This window comes from Rhodococcus sp. IEGM 1354 (assembly GCF_030056855.1).
Lineage (GTDB): Bacteria > Actinomycetota > Actinomycetes > Mycobacteriales > Mycobacteriaceae > Rhodococcoides.
In genome coordinates this window covers 1-19,466 of the sequence record NZ_JASHKT010000012.1, presented here as the reverse complement: position 1 = coordinate 19,466, position 19,466 = coordinate 1, and the positions used below count along the sequence as shown (strand labels likewise).

The 19,466-nt window shown below is 65.0% G+C and carries 21 protein-coding genes; 14 read left to right on the top strand and 7 right to left on the bottom strand.

Translation table 11 applies throughout. From position 1 onward, the window contains the following. Nucleotides 1-61: 61 nt before the first annotated feature. Nucleotides 62-2,248, top strand: coding sequence for an N-acetylmuramoyl-L-alanine amidase (locus QM588_RS21610; RefSeq protein ID WP_283316446.1), 2,187 nt, complete (start codon nucleotides 62-64; stop codon nucleotides 2,246-2,248). A 76-nt stretch (nucleotides 2,249-2,324) separates the two neighbouring features. On the opposite strand, the gene QM588_RS21605 is transcribed toward QM588_RS21610, so the two are convergent. Further along, entirely contained in the window at nucleotides 2,325-3,161 is an 837-nt protein-coding gene (locus QM588_RS21605; RefSeq protein ID WP_283316444.1) for an HAD family hydrolase, read from the bottom strand. A gap of 60 nt (nucleotides 3,162-3,221) precedes the next feature. On the opposite strand from QM588_RS21605, the gene QM588_RS21600 reads away from it, so the two are divergent. Together QM588_RS21600 and msrA are read left to right on the top strand one after the other, a co-directional pair. After that, on the top strand, nucleotides 3,222-4,253 hold the full coding sequence (locus QM588_RS21600) for an NADP-dependent oxidoreductase (RefSeq protein WP_283316443.1): 1,032 nt from the start codon (nucleotides 3,222-3,224) through the stop codon (nucleotides 4,251-4,253). 55 nt (nucleotides 4,254-4,308) lie between these two features. Next, nucleotides 4,309-4,821, top strand: a complete 513-nt coding sequence (gene msrA, locus QM588_RS21595; protein WP_283316441.1) for a peptide-methionine (S)-S-oxide reductase MsrA — start codon at nucleotides 4,309-4,311, stop codon at nucleotides 4,819-4,821. Nucleotides 4,822-4,873: 52 nt separating this feature from the next. Here the strand turns inward: msrA and QM588_RS21590 are convergent, their stop codons facing one another. Beyond that, nucleotides 4,874-5,920 (bottom strand): NAD(P)-dependent alcohol dehydrogenase, encoded by a 1,047-nt coding sequence (locus tag QM588_RS21590; protein ID WP_283316439.1) that lies wholly within the window; start codon nucleotides 5,918-5,920, stop codon nucleotides 4,874-4,876. Between the two features lie 94 nt (nucleotides 5,921-6,014). Here QM588_RS21590 and QM588_RS21585 point away from each other — a divergent pair, with 94 nt between their 5' ends. The 6 genes from QM588_RS21585 (at nucleotide 6,015) to QM588_RS21560 (ending at nucleotide 11,112) form a co-directional block, all read left to right on the top strand. Beyond that, on the top strand, nucleotides 6,015-6,608 hold the full coding sequence (locus QM588_RS21585) for a TetR family transcriptional regulator (protein ID WP_283316438.1): 594 nt from the start codon (nucleotides 6,015-6,017) through the stop codon (nucleotides 6,606-6,608). Between the two features lie 51 nt (nucleotides 6,609-6,659). After that, complete coding sequence (locus tag QM588_RS21580; protein WP_442972960.1) at nucleotides 6,660-7,958, top strand: YhgE/Pip domain-containing protein; 1,299 nt, start codon at nucleotides 6,660-6,662, stop codon at nucleotides 7,956-7,958. Nucleotides 7,959-7,977: 19 nt separating this feature from the next. After that, nucleotides 7,978-8,721, top strand: a complete 744-nt coding sequence (locus QM588_RS21575) for a CPBP family intramembrane glutamic endopeptidase (protein ID WP_283316436.1) — start codon at nucleotides 7,978-7,980, stop codon at nucleotides 8,719-8,721. Nucleotides 8,722-8,726: 5 nt separating this feature from the next. Beyond that, complete coding sequence (locus QM588_RS21570; RefSeq protein ID WP_283316435.1) at nucleotides 8,727-9,320, top strand: DinB family protein; 594 nt, start codon at nucleotides 8,727-8,729, stop codon at nucleotides 9,318-9,320. A gap of 394 nt (nucleotides 9,321-9,714) precedes the next feature. Next, nucleotides 9,715-10,173, top strand: a complete 459-nt coding sequence (locus tag QM588_RS21565; protein WP_283316433.1) for a nitroreductase family deazaflavin-dependent oxidoreductase — start codon at nucleotides 9,715-9,717, stop codon at nucleotides 10,171-10,173. A gap of 105 nt (nucleotides 10,174-10,278) precedes the next feature. Then, nucleotides 10,279-11,112 carry an LLM class F420-dependent oxidoreductase gene (locus tag QM588_RS21560; protein ID WP_283316432.1) on the top strand — a complete coding sequence of 278 codons (834 nt, stop codon included), beginning with the start codon at nucleotides 10,279-10,281 and terminating at the stop codon, nucleotides 11,110-11,112. A gap of 76 nt (nucleotides 11,113-11,188) precedes the next feature. Here QM588_RS21560 and QM588_RS21555 read toward each other — a convergent pair whose 3' ends face one another. After that, the gene (locus tag QM588_RS21555) at nucleotides 11,189-11,791 is read right to left on the bottom strand and encodes a hypothetical protein (RefSeq protein WP_283316430.1); all 603 of its coding nucleotides are present in this window, start codon (nucleotides 11,789-11,791) and stop codon (nucleotides 11,189-11,191) included. 118 nt (nucleotides 11,792-11,909) lie between these two features. Here QM588_RS21555 and QM588_RS21550 point away from each other — a divergent pair, with 118 nt between their 5' ends. Then, nucleotides 11,910-12,593, top strand: a complete 684-nt coding sequence (locus QM588_RS21550) for a response regulator transcription factor (protein ID WP_283316428.1) — start codon at nucleotides 11,910-11,912, stop codon at nucleotides 12,591-12,593. Then, nucleotides 12,593-13,996, top strand: a complete 1,404-nt coding sequence (locus tag QM588_RS21545; RefSeq protein WP_283316426.1) for a sensor histidine kinase — start codon at nucleotides 12,593-12,595, stop codon at nucleotides 13,994-13,996. Before QM588_RS21550 ends, QM588_RS21545 begins: the two co-directional genes overlap by 1 nt. 25 nt (nucleotides 13,997-14,021) lie before the next feature. On the opposite strand, the gene QM588_RS21540 is transcribed toward QM588_RS21545, so the two are convergent. Together QM588_RS21540 and QM588_RS21535 are read right to left on the bottom strand one after the other, a co-directional pair. Further along, entirely contained in the window at nucleotides 14,022-14,507 is a 486-nt protein-coding gene (locus QM588_RS21540) for a GNAT family N-acetyltransferase (protein ID WP_283316425.1), read from the bottom strand. Nucleotides 14,508-14,516: 9 nt separating this feature from the next. Then, on the bottom strand, nucleotides 14,517-15,257 hold the full coding sequence (locus QM588_RS21535; RefSeq protein WP_048319140.1) for a lysophospholipid acyltransferase family protein: 741 nt from the start codon (nucleotides 15,255-15,257) through the stop codon (nucleotides 14,517-14,519). Between the two features lie 100 nt (nucleotides 15,258-15,357). Between QM588_RS21535 and QM588_RS21530 the strand changes: the two genes are divergently transcribed. Continuing rightward, the gene (locus QM588_RS21530) at nucleotides 15,358-16,245 is read left to right on the top strand and encodes a hypothetical protein (RefSeq protein WP_283316424.1); all 888 of its coding nucleotides are present in this window, start codon (nucleotides 15,358-15,360) and stop codon (nucleotides 16,243-16,245) included. A gap of 7 nt (nucleotides 16,246-16,252) precedes the next feature. Here QM588_RS21530 and serS read toward each other — a convergent pair whose 3' ends face one another. Further along, complete coding sequence (gene serS / locus QM588_RS21525; protein ID WP_283316423.1) at nucleotides 16,253-17,506, bottom strand: serine--tRNA ligase; 1,254 nt, start codon at nucleotides 17,504-17,506, stop codon at nucleotides 16,253-16,255. Nucleotides 17,507-17,517: 11 nt separating this feature from the next. Continuing rightward, nucleotides 17,518-17,910 carry an ankyrin repeat domain-containing protein gene (locus tag QM588_RS21520; protein WP_283316422.1) on the bottom strand — a complete coding sequence of 131 codons (393 nt, stop codon included), beginning with the start codon at nucleotides 17,908-17,910 and terminating at the stop codon, nucleotides 17,518-17,520. Nucleotides 17,911-17,944: 34 nt separating this feature from the next. On the opposite strand from QM588_RS21520, the gene QM588_RS21515 reads away from it, so the two are divergent. Together QM588_RS21515 and QM588_RS21510 are read left to right on the top strand one after the other, a co-directional pair. Continuing rightward, nucleotides 17,945-19,027: a septum formation family protein gene (locus QM588_RS21515; protein WP_283316421.1), complete on the top strand. Its 1,083-nt coding sequence runs from the start codon at nucleotides 17,945-17,947 to the stop codon at nucleotides 19,025-19,027. Nucleotides 19,028-19,040: 13 nt separating this feature from the next. Beyond that, on the top strand, nucleotides 19,041-19,373 hold the full coding sequence (locus QM588_RS21510) for a metallopeptidase family protein (protein WP_283316420.1): 333 nt from the start codon (nucleotides 19,041-19,043) through the stop codon (nucleotides 19,371-19,373). The last annotated feature ends 93 nt before the right edge of the window (nucleotides 19,374-19,466 follow it).

The following is a 19,466-nucleotide window of genomic DNA, read 5'->3' as shown; positions in this document are numbered from 1 at the left end:
CATGTTGTTCAGCAGTGGAGATCCTAAGACGCGTACCTACCAACAACCAGGGAGTACCGCCTTGCCGAACCGTCGAACGAAGCCGTCGATCGTTCTCGGTGCTGTCGCACTACTCGCCGTCGCGACCCCGTTTGCGGTCGCAGGGCTGACAGACAGCACGACCACCGGAGTTCGACCGGCCAACGAGACAACCCCGGTCACCGTGCCGACGAAGATCGTCGAGACCGCGCTGAGCGCAGCACCGGACATCGTCATTCCGCTGCAGGAGCTCACCGGCCTGCCGCTGCCCGATCTGCGGCTCTCCGATCTGAAGTACCTGCCGCTGCCGGATTCCATCGTGATCCCGCCGATCGAGATCCCCGACATTCCGGGCCTGACCACACCCGCACCGGGTGGCGCGACCGCGCAGGCACCGATTCCCAGGGTGGACGCCTCGGCACCGGTCAATCCTGAGGCTGCCGACCCCACCGGGCCGCCGCTCGGAGCCGCAGTCAAGGAAATCTCGCAGGACACCCCGTTCAGCATGGTGGCGTTGACCTCCGAGCAACTGAACGGTGCGTCTGCACAGGTTCGCCGGCAGCTCGAGGACGGATCCTGGGGCCCGTGGCTGCAGACCGCACCGGTGGATACCACTGCGAGCGACGCCGTTCCCGCTGCGGAAAAGCAGGGCACCGAACCGATCTTCGTGGGACTCACCAAGGCCGTGCAGGTGCTGTTGACTCCGCTGACGAGCAGCGCTGCTCCCGAGAGCTTTGCAACCCCGCCGGTTCCGGAGGTCCCGGTTGTTCCGCTGCCTTCCGATGCCACGGCACCTGCAGCTGCTCCCGCCGTTGCGGAGCAGCCATTGGGCTACACACCCGCGTCGTCGAGCAAGCCGCTGCGCCAACAGGATCCGGCACCGATAGAGCCCGCTGCGCCCGAAGCCGCTCCTGAGGTGTCGGCCGAGCAGTTGGCGTCGGCAGTGAGCGACATCAGCGCCGTGCTCATCACCCCCGGCACGTCCCCCGCCGATTCGGCGTTGAGCGACCTCGCCACTCCGGTGGCGGGCGATGCAGGCCCCAACGTCATCACCCGCGCCCAGTGGGGTGCCGACGAGTCGATCCGTTGTGCCAACCCGACAATCGACGATTTCATCGGCGGTGCCACCGTGCACCACACCGCAGGCAGCAACGACTACTCCAAGTCCGAGTCGGCCGAGATCGTCCGCGCCATCTACGCGTACCACGCACAGACGCTCGGCTGGTGCGACATCGGCTACAACGCACTCGTCGACAAGTACGGCCAGATCTTCGAGGGTCGCGCCGGCGGCCTGGACAAGCCGGTCCAGGGTGCGCACGCGGGCGGATTCAACGAGAACACCGTCGGAGTGGCCATGATGGGCGACTACTCCACTCAGGATCCGTCGCAGGAGACCGTCGATTCGGTCGGCAAGTTCCTCGGCTGGCGACTCGGTAAGGCAGGTCTGGATCCCAAGGGGACCACGACGATGACCTCCGAGGGAACGGATTTCACGTTCATCGGCAAAGGCAAAACCGTCGACCTGCCGGTGATCTTCGGTCACCGCGACGTCGGCAACACCGAATGCCCCGGTGACGCCGGATACGCCAGGCTCGGGGAGATCCGCGACATCGCGGCCGCGAACCTCGGCGGTGGCGGCGACGTCACACCGGCAGCACCCGAGACCGCGCCCGATGCCACCGCACCGGACACCGCGGTGACCGACCCGGCACCGTCACGCCCGGGCACCGACGTCAGTTCGACTCTGGGCGAGAACATCCCGGCCCTGGTCGCAGAATTGCAGCGCCTGGCGTCGACGAGCCCCGTCGCGCAGAAGTGGTTGTCCTCGGGCGGCGAAACCGGCGCTCTCGGCGTACCGGTCAGCGGCCTGGTTCAGGTCAGCGGCGGCCGCGAGAAGGCTCAGTTCCAGAACGGCGAGATCATCACCAACATGGCCGGCCAGGCCGTGGCCGTCATCGGCAAGATCTTCCAGCAGTACCTGCAGCAGGGCGGCGTCGACGGCGTCCTCGGTCTGCCGCTCACCGACGAGTTCAAGGTGCCGGAGGGCTTCCGCACGGACTTCGAGAACGGTTCGTTGATCTTCAACGAGCTCACCGGAATCGTCACCACGGTGATCAAGACATACAACGACACGTACAACGCAGAAATGCAGAAGCCGGTCGCCGCGCCGGTGGAGCCGGCACCTGTTGCCGAGCCCGCTCCGGCACCGGAGCCCGCACCCGCGGGCTGAGTTCAGACAGTCGACAAGGGCCGAGTCACCGTGGTGACTCGGCCCTTGTCGTGTTCGATGCGCCCCTGTACTGGCGTCACCACCAGCGTTCGAGTACCTGCGCCACTCCGTCTTCCGCGTTGGTGACGGTCACTTCGTTGGCGGCCGCGACGGCAGCCGGATGTGCATTGCCCATGGCAACGCCGAGTCCGACCATCGACAGCATCGGCACATCGTTCGGCATATCGCCGAAGGCAACGATGTCGGCGACGTCCACCGACAGTGTCTCGGCTACCTTGGCCAGGCCCGACGCCTTGGTGACGCCCGGGGCCGACAGTTCGATGAGCCCGTTGTCGGTGGAGAAGGTCAGGTCGGCGCGGCCGGAGATCAGCGGCGAAAGAATGTTTGCCATGTGGCCGCTGGTCGATCCCGAGAGCCGGATCAGCAGCTTCACCGCAGGCACGTCGACCACGTCGTCCTCGGACATCTCGACGTTGTCGGGGTTGAGCCACGCGTGCTCGTACCCGGGCGAGCTGACGAACTGCGGCGTGGCCGCGTCGTGCGCCGATCGGCCGACGCGCTCGGCCGCGAGACCGCACCCGGGCAGCGCGCGGTAGGCGACGTCGGCCAGCCACTGCAAGGTCTCGACGTCCAGGGTCTCGGCACTGAGCACCCGGTCGGTGGCCGCGTCGTAGATGACCGCACCGTTGGCGCACACCGACATCGGCGCGTATCCGAGACCGTCGACGACGGGGTGGATCCACCGCGGCGGCCTACCGGTGGACAGCACGAACGGCACTCCGTCCGCTACGACGGCTGCGACAGCACGCTTGGTGCGTTCGCTGACCCGTTCGTGCTGGTCGAGCAGGGTCCCATCGACATCGCTTGCGACGAGGCGAGGGGCGAGGCGGGTGGTGTTCGGCGCGTTGGTCATCGTGACGTCATTCTGCCCTAGTGTCGAACCGAACTGTCTTCGACGTGGAAGGAACGGTAGATGACATCCGTGAACCGTCAGATCCGATTGGCTCAGCGCCCCGTGGGGCGTCCCGACGAGTCGACGTGGGATCTCACCGAGGAACCCATCCCCACTCCGGGCGACGGCGAGTTCGTCGTCACCGTCGACTACGTCTCCCTCGATCCCGCCATGCGCGGTTGGCTCAACGACGCACGCTCGTACGTGCCTCCCGTCGGCATCGGTGAGGTGATGCGCGCGCATGCCGTGGGACGGGTGCTGGAATCGCATCACCCCGATTTCGCTGTGGGAGAGATTGTTTCGGGATTTTTCGGCGTCACCGAGCATGCATTGTCGGACGGCACTGGAGTGCAGAAGGTCGACGAATCCGTCGCACCGGCACCCACGTGGCTCGGAGCCCTCGGCTTCCCCGGATTGACGGCATACTTCGGCCTGATGGACGTCGGCAAGCTGACCGAGGGCGATACCGTCGTCATCTCGGGGGCCGCGGGGGCCGTGGGCAGCATCGCCGGTCAGATCGCGAAAGCCAAGGGAGCCACAGTGATCGGCATCGCCGGTGGACCCGAGAAGTGCGCATGGCTCACCGAGGAACTCGGTTTCGATGCGGCGATCGACTACAAGAACGAGTCGGTGTACAAGAGCCTCAAGGCCGCTGCGCCGAAGGGGATCGACGTGTACTTCGACAACGTCGGTGGCGAGATTCTCGACGCGGCTCTCTCGCGTCTCCGCAAGGGAGCGCGAGTGGTGTTGTGCGGGGCCATCTCCGGCTACAACGCCACCGAACCGCAGCCCGGCCCCGCGCACTACCTCTCCCTGCTGATCAACCGCGCGTCGATGACCGGGTTCATCATCTTCGACTATCTCGATCGCTACCAGGAAGGTGTCGACGCTCTGTCGGAGCTGCTCACCAGCGGCAAGATGACCGCGCGCGAACAAATCGAGATCGGCGGAATCACCGCCTTCGGTTCGACGCTGAATCTGTTGTTCGACGGTGCCAACACCGGCAAACTGGTCCTCGAGGTCGGCGAACGCACCCACGACTCGGAATTATGACGGCCGCTCGTTCGTTGGAACCCATGTATCGATCGATAGAGCCTAAGGAGTAACGATGTCTGCAGCCACCGAAACCGCCATCCTCGCCGGAGGGTGCTTCTGGGGAGCCGAAGAGCTCGTCCGCAAGCTCCCGGGAGTGGTCTCCACCCGCGTCGGGTATACCGGCGGCGAGGTTCCCAACGCCACGTACCGCAACCACGGCAATCACGCCGAGGGCCTCGAGGTCGTCTACGACCCCACCAAGACGTCCTACCGCGATCTGCTGGAGTTCTTCTTCCAGATCCACGATCCCAGCACGAAGAATCGCCAGGGCAACGACATCGGCGCCAGCTACCGGTCCGCGATCTTCTACCTGAACGACGAGCAGAAGCGCATCGCCGAGGACACGATCGCCGACGTCGACGCGTCGGGGCTGTGGCCGGGCAAGGTCGTCACCGAGGTGACCCCGGCAGGAGACTTCTGGGAAGCCGAGCCCGAGCACCAGGACTACCTGCAGAAGTACCCCGAGGGATACACCTGCCACTGGGTACGCCCGGACTGGAAGCTGCCGCGTCGCGCAACCGCCTAGAGCGGCTGCGCCGCATGTGACTGGAACTTCGTAGCCTGCTACGAGGTTCCACTCACATAGGTTGGCTGCGTAGATCCGACATATCGAGGACGAATCTGTACCGAACGTCGTTGGCTGCCAACCGATCGAAAGCGTCGTTCACTCGAGCGGACGGCATCGTCTCCACCTCGGCGACGATGCCGTGTTCGCCGCAAAAATCCAGCAATTCCTGGGTGTATCGGCGTCCACCACTGCCCGCCGACGCCAGACTCTTACGGCCTATGAGCAGGTCCATGAAGTCGACGGTGGTGGAGCCGAGATAGCCCACGGTGCAGAGCGTTCCGTCGAGCGCGAGGCAGCGTAGGTACGGCGCGAGATCGTGCTCGACGGGCACGCAGTCGATGATCAGATCGAGACCACCTGCCAGTGCGTTCATCGCGGCGTCGTCGGTCGAGACAACCACGTGATGAGCACCCAGTTTCTTCGCATCGGCGGCTTTGCCTGCGCTGGTGGTGAATACGGTGACATCCGCCCCGAGTGCGCGGCCCAGCTTGACCGCCAGATGGCCGAGCCCGCCGATTGCGGCCACCCCCAACCTCACGCCAGGGCCGACGTTCCAGCGGCGCAACGGCTCCCACACGGTGATGCCGGCACACATCAGGGGTGCCACTGCCGCTGGGTCGAGGTTTCCCGGGCGGTGGTAGACGAGCCGATCGCGAACCACGTACTCGTCGGAATACGCACCGCGAGTGGTAGTTCCGTCATGTCGGTCGCGCCCACCGTAGGTCAGCGTCGGGAACTCTCGACAGAAATTCTCCTGACCCACCGTGCACATATCGCACCGACCGCACGAGTCGACGATGTTCCCGACGGCTACCGCATCGCCGACGGCAAAGTCCGTGACCCCGGAACCGATCTCGATCACCTCCCCGACGAACTCGTGCCCGGGCACCACCGGGAAGTCACCTGGATTCCGCGTCGAGTGCAGATCGGTGTGGCACACCCCGCAGTACGTCACCCGAACGGCAACGTCGTCGTCGCGAAGATCCCGCCGGTCGAATGTCCACCGCTCGAGTGGCGCGGTCTCGTCGACGGCTCGGTATCCGGTAGCTGTTCGCATGTTCGTATCCCTTCAGAAGTAACCAACTGGTTGGAAACGGTAGCGGGTCGTCAGACGGTTTTCAACCAACCAGTTGGAAATGTATGGTTCTCACATGGGCAATTCGACGGCTACCCGAGCTCGACTGCTGGCCGCCGCTACCGAGGAGTTCGCGACGCACGGCATCGCCGGAGCACGAGTGGACCGAATCGCGGCGACGGCCGCGTCGAACAAATCGTTGATCTACAGCTACTTCGGCAACAAGGACACCTTGTTCGACGTCGCATTCGATACGCGAGTAGATACCGATATCGAGAACATCGCCTTCACTCCCGGCGACCTGCCCGGGTACGCGGTGAAGCTCTACGACATGTACCTCGGCGACCCCACGCTGGTACGTCTGCTGACGTGGGCCCGGCTGGAGCGAACTCCGACCGGGCCGCTGTTCGACCGCAGACCCGGACACGACGATGAGAAATTCGTCATGATCGCCGGCGCTCAACGCGCCGGGCTGCTGGTGGACGACGTGGACGCCGCGGATATCTGGTCGATGTTGATTGCGTTGGCCGGCACGTGGGCTCAGGCGGCCATCATTCACACCGCCGACCGTAGTGAGCCCGAGACGGACCACGACCGACGACGGGCTGCCCTTGCCGCCACTGTCCGGCGCGCATTCTGCCGACCTGTCCAGAAGGGCGAGACTTCCTAGCAGGGGTCGAACTACCGCGCACACAGGAGCCGAACTTGGGACACTGATCCGGTGACCTCCGACAGAACCCCTCGGTCGATGGCCGACGTGCTTCGTTCGCCGCGTTTCTGGCTCGCTCCGATCCTCGTTGTCTCGGCGTTGATGTCGTTCCTCGCGGCCCTGTATCTGGGCGGCGTTCTCGATCCGCGGGGCAACTTGCACGACCTACCCATCGCGATCGTCAACCAGGACGAGGGCGACACCCTTGCGGGCGAGCAACGCAATATCGGCAACGACATCGTCGACGGGTTGATCCAGAACGTCGACTCCGAGAAGGTCGCGTTCCGCGAGGTCGGCCCGGCACAGGCCGAATCGCTGCTGTCCACGGCCGAGGTCTACGGCTCCATCGTCATCCCCAGTGATTTCACCAAGAGAATGGGAATCCTGGCCGAGGGCAGCATCATTCCCGGTGATATCGAGAAGCCGATCATCACCGTCTACACCAATCCGCGGGCGGGCAGCTTCGGGATGTCGCTCGTGACCGGAGTTGCCACTCCTGCATTCGAATCGGTGAATCAGACCGTCGGCCAACAGATCACCGATCAGGTTCGCCAGCAACTCGGCGATACTCCGCTGGCCGGTGCGAGTGCTCTCACTCTCGCCCAGCCGATCGATGTGATTGTTGCTCAGCATGATCCACTGCCCGACGGCACCGGCGGTGGCCTGTCTGCGTTCTACTACGCGCTATTACTCGTCTTGGCGGGATTCACCGGTGCGACCATTGTCAGCACCCTCGTCGACGGCCTACTGGGGTTCACCCCCACCGAAATCGGCCCGAAGTACATCCACCGCGGACCCACCCGGATCAGCCGGTTCCAGACCCTGCTGGTCAAGTGGCTGGTGATGTTCGTTCTGGCCATGCTCGTGTCCGGCCTGTACTTACTGCTCAGCCATCTGCTCGGCATGCCCATCACCCATGCATGGACCCTGTGGATGTACGGCGCGTTCGCGATCACCGCCGTCGGATTCACGGCGTTGGCGGTGATGTCCGCATTCGGCACAGCAGGATTGCTGATCAACTTGATCGTCTTCATCATCCTGGCACTGCCGTCCTCGGGTGGCACGATTCCCCTCGAGGCGAGTCCGCCGATTTTCACGTGGCTGGCGCAGTTCGAGCCGATGCATCAAATTTTCCTCGGCACCCGATCGATCCTGTACTTCAACGCCTCGCCCGACGCCGGCCTGCTGCATTCGGTGGGTATGACGTCTCTCGGGCTGCTCATCGGGCTCGTGTTCGGGCTGTTGTTCACCCTTCTCTACGACCGCAAGGGCCTCGACAGAAGCCTCGATTCTCCGGGTGCCATCAGCTGACGCCGGTACACTCGATCCAATGCTTGCTGTCAACCCAGCCGGGAGCGTCGCACCTCGTCGGGCCGTCCGCGCTTACCTCGACGTCGCCATCGTGGTTCTCGTGCTCGTGGGCACCAACCTCATCGCGCACTTCACCACGGTGTGGGCGAGTATCGCGACGGTTCCGATCGCCGCCGTTCTGCTGGTGATCCTGTCGAACCGTCGCGGACTCGGATGGGCCGAGCTGGGACTCTCACCCAAGCAGTGGAAGACGGGTTCGCTCTATGCACTCGGTGCCGTCGGCATCGTTGTCACCGTCATCGCCATCGGTGCATTGCTGCCGCTGACGCGGCCCTTCTTCATGGCCGATCGCTATGCCACCATTTCTGCAGCCCTGGTCGCCTCGATGATCGTCATCCCGCTCCAGACGGTCATCCCGGAAGAACTCGCGTTCCGTGGGGTACTGCACGGCACGTTGGGCCGCATCTACGGCGCACGCGGAGTCTTCGCGGCAGGGTCCCTGCTCTTCGGTCTGTGGCACATCGCGTCCTCGCTCGGCCTGACTGCCGGGAACGTAGGGCTCAGCGGATTTCTCGGCGGCGGGCTGTTCGGGCAGATCGTCGGAATCGCGCTCGCAGTCGTCGCGACCGCCGCCGCCGGGGTCGTCTTCACCTGGCTGCGCAGTCGAAGCGGGAGTCTCATCGCGCCCATCGCCCTGCATTGGGCGTTGAACGGACTCGGCGCACTGGCCGCAGCCCTCGTGTGGCACGCCTCGATGAATTGATACCGATGAAAGACGATCTGCACGAGTACCTGCGTATCGCGCGCAAGAACATGCTGTGGAAACTCGACGGACTCACCGAATACCAGAAGCGGCGACCGATGACGCCGACGGGAACCAACCTCCTGGGGTTGGTCAAGCACCTCGCGATCGTCGAATACGGCTACTTCGGCCTCACGTTCGGCCGGGAGTTTCCAGCTCGTTTCGCGGAATTGGAAGCAGAAGGCATGGCCCGGCTGAATTCCGACATGTGGGCCACCGCCGAAGAATCGTCGGAATCCATTGTCGCCCTGTACCGGGAGGCCTGGGAACACTCCGACAAGACCATCGACGCCCACGAACTCGACTCGTTCGGACGCGTCCTGCACTGGCCGGTGGAGAAGCAAGAAGTGACGCTGCACCGAGTCCTGGTCCAGATGATTGCCGAAACGAATCGACATGCCGGACACGCAGACATACTGCGCGAATTGATCGACAACTCCGTCGGACTGCGCCTCGGCAACGAGAACATGGCCGACGGCGACGCAGCCTGGTGGGATCGGTACCGATCCGAGCTGGAAACCGTTGCTCTAGAGGCTGATCAAGCCCGTCCCGCCGACTGAGCCTTTTTCGGCTCGACGGCTATTTTCGCGGTGTATCTGTCCAACCGCGATCGATGACCCGATTCAGCGCGACGACAGCCTGCGCGGAAATCCCGGGCAGTGATCACTGTCCGTCTACCGTTCTTTTTCCTCGATTCTCACGGCCTTCCCGGAGCGGAGCTTCGATACCGGTGTCGCCCCTGCTATCGAAGCGAAGACCCCAGCCTGCCCGATCGCGTATCGGATGCACGTCCGACACGGATGTACTCGAAAATGTCTTCGGCGATAATCTGCGCCCGCGGCCAACCACGCGTTGCCCACGCATCGATGCCCCGATCCCCGGTGTGGAAGGGGTGGAATTACCAGGAGAAGGGGCAAAGTTTCGTTGAGCGAGACGTATCGGGAATTTCCGGCCATGGCGGTTGTTGGCGCCCACGTGCTTGACAACGAGACCGCCACCGAAACCGAGCTGAGCCCCAAGTCCTGGGTCCGCGAGCTGACCGAGCAGATTCTCGAGCAGGGCACCACCGAGGGTGCCGAGTATCAGGGTCTGCCTGTCGTGCTGTTCACGATCACCGGGGCGAAGTCCGGCAAGAAGCGGTACGTGCCCTTGATGCGCGTCGAAGCCGACGGCAAGTACGCCATGGTCGGCTCCAACGGTGCCGGCACCACGAACCCGTCGTGGTACTACAACATCAAGGCAAACCCCACCGTCACGGTGCAGGACGGAACGAAAGTTGTCACACTCAACGCCCGCGAGCTCGATGGGGCCGAGCGTGAGCAGTGGTGGAAACTGGCCGTCGAGTCCTTCCCTCAGTACGCCGAATTTCAGTCCCAGACAGACCGGCAACTCCCCGTCATCATCCTGGAGTGACCCTGGCGGTCATCCCACTTCACGCCCGGTCACCTCGACCTGGCCGAACAGCGACGTACACCCGGTTACGAGTTGCACGGGCAACACCCGACGTTAGGAACAGCCTTGAAGATCGGAATCTCCACCTTTGTCACCGACGACGGGATCGACCCGGTGTCGCTGGCTCGCGCCATCGAGGAGCGTGGATTCGACTCGCTGGTGGTCGCCGAGCACACTCACATCCCGGCCAGTAGGGAGACGGCGTTTCCTACGGGCGAAGAGATGCCCGACTTCTACTACCGGACACTCGACCCCTTCGTCACTTTGGCAGCGGCCGCAGCGGTGACATCGAAGATCGAGCTGGTCACCGGTATCGCCTTGCTCATTCAGCGTGATCCCATCACTACTGCAAAAGAATCTGCAAGTATCGACCTGATCTCGCGGGGTCGGTTCGGATTCGGTGTGGGCGCTGGTTGGCTCCTCGAGGAGATCCGCAACCACGGCACCGACCCGAAGACGCGGGGAGCGCTGTTGGACGAACAAATCGAGGCAATCAAAACCCTGTGGACGAACGAGCCGGCCGAGTATTACGGCAAGCACGTCGATATCGAACCCTCCTACCTCCGTCCCAAGCCGGTGCAGACACCGCACCCCCCGATATTCATCGGCGGTGCCTCCGACGCCACGGTGAAGCGCGTCATCCGGCACGACGCCGGGTGGATAGCCAACCCACAGCCCGTCGATGTCATGTCCAAGCGCATCGATCAGATGCGCGAAGGACTCGGGCACGACGTTCCGTTGCTCCAGTTCGGCACCCCCGCGGACCCCGAGTACTGGCAAGCCTGCGAAGGACTGGGATTCGGGCAGCTTGCGCTCATGCTGCCGACCGCGCCGCACGACGAATCGTTGAAAATCCTCGACGAGTACGCCGCGCTGGCGTCCGCGTACCGCGGGAGATAAAACCTGGGCGCGTTCGAAAGTCGCGCCTCCACCCACACCGGCCCCCGCACCGACGAGGTGCGGGGGCCGGTAGAGGTCAGGAACCGGACGGAGCTGCCGGCGGCGCGGGAGGCGTTGCACCGTCAGCGGGTGCCGGCGGCGCGGGCGGAGTTGCGCCATCGGCCGGTGCCGGCGGCGCGGGCGGCGTCGCTCCGTCTTCTGGTGCGCACACCGCTCCCGGGCCACCTGCGCCCGGCCCACCCCTGCCCGGACCGCCTTCAGCTGGGCCGCCCTTGCCCGGACCACTCGCGGGCGGTGGCGGCGGAGTTGCGCCGTTATCCGGCGCGGCCGGTGTTGTACCGTCCGCGGGTCCCGGTGGTGTCGGAACCGCAGGGACCGTCGATCCGTCGCCGGAATCCGGAGTGGCAGGAGCATCAGGCACCGCAGGTACATCCGCCCCACCGCCGCCATCGGTTCGCTGTCCGAGGGCAGAAGACGACGCCACGGTCGACACGCCTGGCGAGGCGTCGGGTCCGGTGGCTGCGAACACAGCCGCGGTCACCAGGGCTCCGATGGCAAGTCCCGCTGCTGCGGTCGCGGCCAGCGGCACCCGTCCCTTCCACCGCTTGGGCTTGTTCTCCCGAGCGGTGCCGGGCTCGGGGTTCGATGCGGCGGGAATCGGTTGGGTCTGATCGTTCACGTTGACTCCTTGTTCGGACTGTTTCGGTCTGTCTCCGACACTGCCGCCGCTAGCTGAAGTCACCCTGAAGCCGAGCGCATCTTCAGGATCACTTCAGCTGGTGGGTGACAATCGAGGCATGACATACAGTTCCGCTCCCCGGGTGATGGTGGTGGAGGATTCGCTACCCATCAGGGAAGCGCTGGTGGCCGCGTTCGAGGACGCGGGTTTCACCGCCGTGTCCCTGCCCGACGGCGACGACTTCGAGACCACGATGGCAGGATTTCGTCCCGATGTGGTGATCCTCGACGTCATGCTGCCCGGTGCACGGGACGGGTTCGCTCTCATCGACGTCGTCCGGCAGAGCACCGATGCGGGCATCATCATGGTCACCGCGAAAGACCAGCTGGCCGACCGGTTGCGTGGACTCGGCGACGGTGCCGACGACTATGTGGTCAAGCCGTTCCAGCTCGACGAGGTGGTCGCCCGCGCCAGATCCGTGCTGCGGCGTCGCGGTCGTTCGTCCGACGCGGTTCAGGTCGGTGATCTACTGGTCGACGAGCCCGCCGGAGTTGTCACTCGGGCAGGTCAGGTTCTCGATCTGACGGCGACGGAGCTCCGCTTGGCCACGTTCCTCATCGCACAGCGCGGACGCACCGTCTCCAAAACCTCCATCCTCGAATCGGTTTGGGGCTACGGCGCGTACGACGGGAACCTGGTGGAAGTTCACATCAGTGCGTTGCGTCGCAAGATGGAAGCGCATGGGCCGCGGTTGATCCATACCGTCCGCGGCTTGGGTTATGCATTGCGGGCTCCACAGTGATGCGGACGCCGACTCCGTCGCTTCGGATGCGGGTGGTCGCCACCGTCGTCGTGTTGTTCGCGGCACTGCTGGTGATTGTCGGTTCCTCGGTGGATGTCGTTCTCGGTCAACAGCTTCGGCGTGATCTGGAGGCGCGGTTGTCGGATCGGGCAACTCGTGCCGTCGAGCTCGTGGAGAGCGGCGTCGGGTCCGGGGATCTGGTGCAGGCCTTGCAGGGCGACGCTATCCGAGTTCGGGTCACCGCTGCGGACGGCACGGTGTACGGCGCTCCCGGCAGCGGACCACCGGGGCCGGACATCCGCCCGGCTACCCCAGCTCCGCCTGCGGGCCAGTCGAGAACTCCCGGTCCGCCCGATCCTCCTGCGCCCCCGTCCGATTCGTTCGAGATCACCGAACCGTTGCCCGATGGTTCGACGCTGTCGCTCCTCGGCGATACCACCGCCATCGCCGATGTTCGGCGTCAACTGCGCATCCTGATGCTGGGGGCAGGTGCTGTCACGTTGTTGCTGGCTGCCGCTGCACTGACCTTTGCCGTGCGGCGAGCACTGTCCCCGCTGGACTCGATGACATCGGTTGCCCGCCGAATAACCAACGGCGACAGGGGTAGACGGCTGCTTCCCACCAAACCGAACACCGACCTCGGCCGTACTGCCTCAGCCGTGGACGAGATGCTCGATGCCTTGGAGGACGCGGAGCGCCGCGAGGCAGCAGCGGCGCGGACAGCCCGCCTCGCCGAGGAGGACATGCGGCGCTTTCTGGCCGATGCCGCACACGAGCTGCGTACTCCGGTCGCCGGCATCTCGGCGTTGGCTCAGTCGCTGCAGCGCGACGCCGAGCATCGCCCCGATCGGGTGGGTAGGTGGAGCGAGCTGTTGGTCGGGGAATCGAGCAGGGCGTCACGATTGGTGGGCGACATGCTCGATTCCGTTCGCGCAGAAAACACGTCAGACTTGGAATCGACCGATACCGACCTCGTCGACGTCACCCGCCGTACGGTGGAGCGGGCAGCATTGCTGATGCCGGACATTCGGTTCGATATCGATGCGGCGCAGTCGGTTCCGGTTCGCATCGACGTCGGACGCATCGAACAGATCCTGTCGAACGTGCTCGACAATGCCGGTCGTTTCACCCCATCCGGCGGCACGATTCGGGTAGCGGTCGGCAGGGATACCCAAGCAGTCGTCACCGTGGACGACGAAGGACCCGGTGTCGCCGAGGCAGACCGTGAGCGCATCTTCGAGCGACTCGTCAGGCTGAATTCCGCCCGTGACCGCGCATCCGGCGGCGTCGGACTGGGGCTGTCGATCGCTCGAACATTGGCGCGCGCCCATGGCGGCGAACTCGCCTGTGTCACAGGCCCTTCGGGCGCACGATTTCGCCTGACTCTCCCCCTGAACGCGTGAACACCTGCAACCCTGAACATGTCAGCTACTCGACGATCAGGTCCATCAGCAGACTGTCGTGCCAGCCGCTCGGGCCCTTCTCGTACTTGCGCATGATCCCGACCGGCTCGAAACCGACTGCGCTGTAACAGGCTATCGCTATCGCGTTGTCGGCGGCCGGATCGATCACCAGGCGGTGATGACCGAGATCGACCGTCAGGTAACGCACCAGCGTGCCTACCGCGTCCTTTCCGACGCCGCGGCCGTGTACAGCCGGATCGAGGAAGATGTCGATCGACGCATGCCGGTACATCGGATCGGTCTCTTCGCCGTACTGGATCAATCCGACTGTTGCGCTGCCCAGTTCGACAATCAGGCGGGTTTCTTCATGGTTGTCGAACGGCCAGTTCTCGTCGGCGTCCTCGTCACCCCAGCGTGCATGCACCTCGGGGGTGTGCAGTATTCGGCGTAGCTCCGGCACGTCCTCGGCGGTGATCGGCCGCAACACGACCCGTTCACCGCGGAGGTTCATGCGCGCCGGCTACTCGACGCGCTTGGCTGCACGTGCCGCCAGGTCCTGGGCGTCGAGCTTGTCGGCTTCCTCCAGGGTCGGGGCGCTGCCGCCGAGTCGGGCCGGAACCCAGTACGCGCCGGGCTCGTGGTGGTAGCCCTCCTGAAGCTCGAGCAGCATCTTCTGCATCACCGACCGCAGCTTGTCGGTCAGTTCGTTCGGCGGCCCGACCGGCGCAATCGGTTCACCCACGGCAATGGAGATCGGAGTGTTGGTGCGGCCCAATCGCTTCGGGTAGCCCTTGGTCCACACGCGCTGTGCACCCCAGATGACCGTCGGAATGATGGGGACACCGGCCTCGATGGCCATCCGAGCTGCACCGGACTTGAATTCCTTGATCTCGAAGCTCCGGCTGATGGTGGCTTCGGGGTACACGCCGACGAGTTCGCCCTTGCGCAAACTGTCGACGGCTGCCTTGTACGACTGCGCACCGGCACCGCGGTCGACGGGGATGTGCTTGAGCGCACGCATGATGGGGCCGGAGATCTTGTTGTCGAAGACTTCCTTCTTGGCCATGAAGCGGATGTATCGCTTCACTCGCCGCGGCGGCAGCCCGGCGTAGGTGAAGTCCATGTATCCGGTGTGGTTGACGGCGATGACCGCGCCACCGGTAGCCGGGATGTTGTCCTCGCCCTCTACCTCGAACTTCAGGCCCTCGAACGCGAACACTGTGCGTGCGATGCCGATGACTGATCGGTAGACGGGTTCCACAGTCGGTTAGCGTAGTCGGTGGACGGGGTCGGAGAAAGGTCCGGCCAGGAGCGCGGTCGGGTCGTGCGCAGTTCGAGAAGCTACGGGGGAGAGAATTCACGTGAAGAACAGAGCGGCTTCACCGCGGCGCAGCCGAGTCGGCCTAACCGCGCTGCCGCTGATCGCCATGATTGCGCTGGTCGGTGCCTGCGATTCCGCGGTTGGGATCCCATCCGATCAGGCCGCAGCCCCGTCCAGCGGCAGTGCCGAGTCCACCGCCGAGTCCGCGAATGCCGCCGAGCCGAGCACCCCGGAGCCCACGGCCACCACCCCGGCACCGCCGCCCATCCCACCGGGTCCGCCCGTCGGCGAAGCCCCCGGAAATCCCGCGGCCGCGGCGGCGCTCCGGCCGTTCGTCAACGATCTGACCGGCGGCGGCATAGGTGTCGTCACCGCGAGGTGCTGGACCGTACCGCCCACCGACATCCCGACGATGTATGTCGACACCGGTGCCATCCTCGCTGCGGTGGCGGCTCCCGCCGTCGACGGTCAGTACGCGGTGACGTGGACCGGACCCACCGCAACGGTCGCCATCGAACGCGGCGAGATCGCGTCGGGCTACGCCTGCCCTATCGTCTATCCCACCGGAACGACGCCGGTGTTCGACGCGACGGACGCGGTGTACACCGTCGATCGCTATCTGGGACGCATCGCCGGTATCCCCGTCAATCGGGGCGACGTCGAGGAGAGCTACCCGTTGGTGTGCGACAGCCGCGGCACGTGGGATCCCAACGGCACCGGGTCTCCTACTGCCCCACCTCTGGCCGAGAACCCGGCAATTCTGCCGAGCATCACCTCGTTCGATCCCGACAGTGTGTTCGTGACGGCTCAGAACGGCGTCTACACGCAGGTCAATGCGGACATCATCGACGCCTCGGGGGTGTACCAGAACCGCACGTTCCTGCTGGCGATCGGCGGCGAGGGCTACTGCATCGGCGACATCGCCTGATCGAGAACTACTTCAGGACATCGGTACCGACGAAGGGCACGAGTGCCTCGGGAACCCGGACGGTGCCGTCGGCCTGCTGGTGGTTTTCGAGGATCGCCACGATCCACCGCGTGGTGGCGAGGGTGCCGTTGAGGGTTGCGGCGGTCTGAGGCTTGCCGTTCTCGTCGCGGTATCGCACGCCGAGGCGTCGGGCCTGGAAGGTCGTGCAGTTCGAGGTCGAGGTGAGCTCGCGGTATGCCTTCTGCGTGGGGACCCATGCTTCGCAGTCGAACTTGCGAGCAGCCGAGGACCCGAGGTCTCCGCCTGCGGTATCGATGACGCGGTAGGGCAGTTCGACTGCGGCGAGCATTTCCTTCTCGTACTGCAGGAGCTTGCGATGCTCGGCCGCCGCGTCCTCGGGCTTGATGTACGAGAACATCTCGATCTTGTCGAACTGATGGACGCGGATGATGCCGCGCGTGTCCTTGCCGTAGCTGCCCGCTTCACGGCGGAAGCACGACGACCAGCCGGCGTAGCGCTTGGGGCCGTCGGCGAGGTCGATGATCTCACCCGAGTGGTAGCCCGCAAGAGCAACTTCGGAGGTTCCGACGAGATAGAGGTCGTCGGCTTCGAGGCGATAGATCTCGTCTGCGTGTGCGCCGAGGAACCCGGTTCCCGACATGATCTCCGGCCGCACGAGAACCGGCGGGATCATCATCGTGAACCCGTTCTTGACTGCCTTCTGCGCGGCGAGCTGAAGCAGCCCCTGCTGCAGCAACGCGCCGTAACCGGTCATGAAGTAGAAACGCGAGCCCGACACCTTGGCTCCGCGTTCCATGTCGATCAGGTTCAGCGACTCGCCGAGTTCGAGGTGATCCTTCGGTTCGAAGTCGAACTCGGGGATTTCGCCGACGGTCTCGAGCAGCACGAAGTCGTCTTCGCCGCCCGCGGGCGTTCCCTCCTCGACGATGTTGGAGATCGCCCGGTGAGCCGCGTCGAGAGCTGCGTCGGCCTCGGTCTCGGCTGCCTGCGCCGCCTTGACCTTCGCGGCCAGTTCCGATGCCCCGGCGAGCAGCGCGGGACGGTCCTCGGCCGATGCCTTGCCGACCTTCTTGCCCAGCGCCTTCTGCTCGGCACGCAGCTGATCCCCGGCCAGCACAGCGGCGCGGCGGGAGGCGTCGGCATCCAGAAGAGCGTCGACGAGAGCGGGATCCTCGCCTCGGGTGCGCTGCGAGGCGCGCACTGCGTCGGGGTTCTCGCGAAGCAATTTCAGGTCGATCACGAGAGCAAACCTTACTTGCCGAGCAAGCCCAGGTAGTCCTCGCGTCCGAACATCGTGGCTGCGTCGATCGCCGACGGGTGGCCGCCGCGCGGGTCGGCTCCGCCGTCGACGAGCAGCCGCACCACGTCGTCCTCGCCCTTGAACACGGCACCCGCGAGTGGGCTCTGACCCTTGTCGTTGGCCTTGTTCACATCGGCACCGCGTTCGACCAGCACCCGAACCACATCGGCGTGACCGTGGTAGGCGGCCAACATGAGCAGGGTGTCCCCCGACTCGTTGTGCAGATTCACCGGAACTCCGGCGTCGACGTAACTCGCCAGACCGACGGCGTCACCGGTACGTGCCATTGCGAACAGTCGACCGGCCAGCTCACTGAGGTCGTCGTCACCCGTTGGGTCGCTCATGTCGACCGAACATACTCGGGCATGATGGAGGGCGATGTCCGCTACAGAACCAGACCCCACGACGAGCGAGAGTCGGAGAACTCTCTCGGCCACCACTGCTCGACGCGGCCTCGCCATGGTGGCCGTCGGTGCAGTCCTGGCCGCGGGGGCAACAGTGTTCCTGTCCGGCGGATTCTCGACTCCCGAGAAGATCACCACGCATTCGACTGCCAGTGGCCCCGCCACCGCAGGACCGGTGTCCGCGAAGTCCTTCGGTGCCGCCGACCCGGGCGTATGCCTGCAGTGGACGCCCACCGACGATCCCGAGACCGATCGTCAGGACCTCAGCGAAGTGCCGTGCGCCGACGCCCACCGCTTCGAGGTGGCCCGCGACATCGACATGAGCGTCTACCCCGGCATCGAATTCGGCCCCGGCGCGCCCTACCCAGGAGCGCTGCGCTTCGGTGAACTGCGCGACGAGCACTGCACCGCCGCCGTCGACGGCTACGTCGGTGCCAAGTTCGACCCGAACGGCCGCTACGGCGTCGGCCTGATGTTCCCCAGCCAGGCCGGATGGTCCAAGGGCGAGCGCACGCTGCGGTGCGGTGTACAGATGCCGTCGAACACCGGTGCGCTGCTCGAGATGACCGGTTCGATCCTCGACCAGGACCAGTCCAAGGTGTGGCCGACGGGCACGTGCATCGGAATCAACCAGAACGTGCCTGCCGATCCGGTGGAGTGCTCGACTCCCCACGCGTTCGAGGTGGCATCGGTGATCAACCTCACGCAGCAATTCCCCGGCGGCCATCCGTCGGAGGGCGACCAGGACGCATACCTGGAGAAGACCTGCACCGACGCCGTCAACGGATACCTCGGCTCGGAGAACGCCCTCCGCGACAAGACCCTGACGTTGTTCTGGGACACCATCGACGTCTCGAGCTGGCTCGCCGGTAGCCGTCAGGTGACCTGCTCGGTGGGCAAGGAACTCGACTCCGGTGGGTTCGCGACCATCGTCGGCAGCGCAAAGGGCGACATCCTCATCAACGGTGCCGCACCCGTGCCGCCGCCTGCAGCCCCCGACGGCCGCGCCCTCCCGACCCCGCTGCCCGGTGCCGCTCCGATCACCACCGGAGGCTGACATCCCCACGCACATGACCCGCGTCGATTTCGAAGAAGCGGTGTCCGACGCCCTCGACACACTGCCGCGAGAACTCACCGACTTCATGAGCAACGTGGTCGTCCTCGTCGAGGAAGAACACCCCACCGAGGACATCCTCGGGTTGTACGAGGGCATCGCGTTGACCGAACGCTACGAATACAGCGGACACTTACCCGACGTCATCACGATCTACCGCAAGCCGATCCTCGACATGGTCGACGACGAACACGAGGCTCGACGCGAAATCGCCATCACCGTCGCCCACGAAATCGGCCATCACTTCGGCATCGACGACGAACGCCTGCATCAACTGGGATTCGGCTGATCGCGCTCGCCCCCGAACGCGTCAATGGACCACTGCACTGCACTGGACCCCGTGGGTTGGACCGTTAATGCAAAGCCTAGGCCGCGAGGGCCT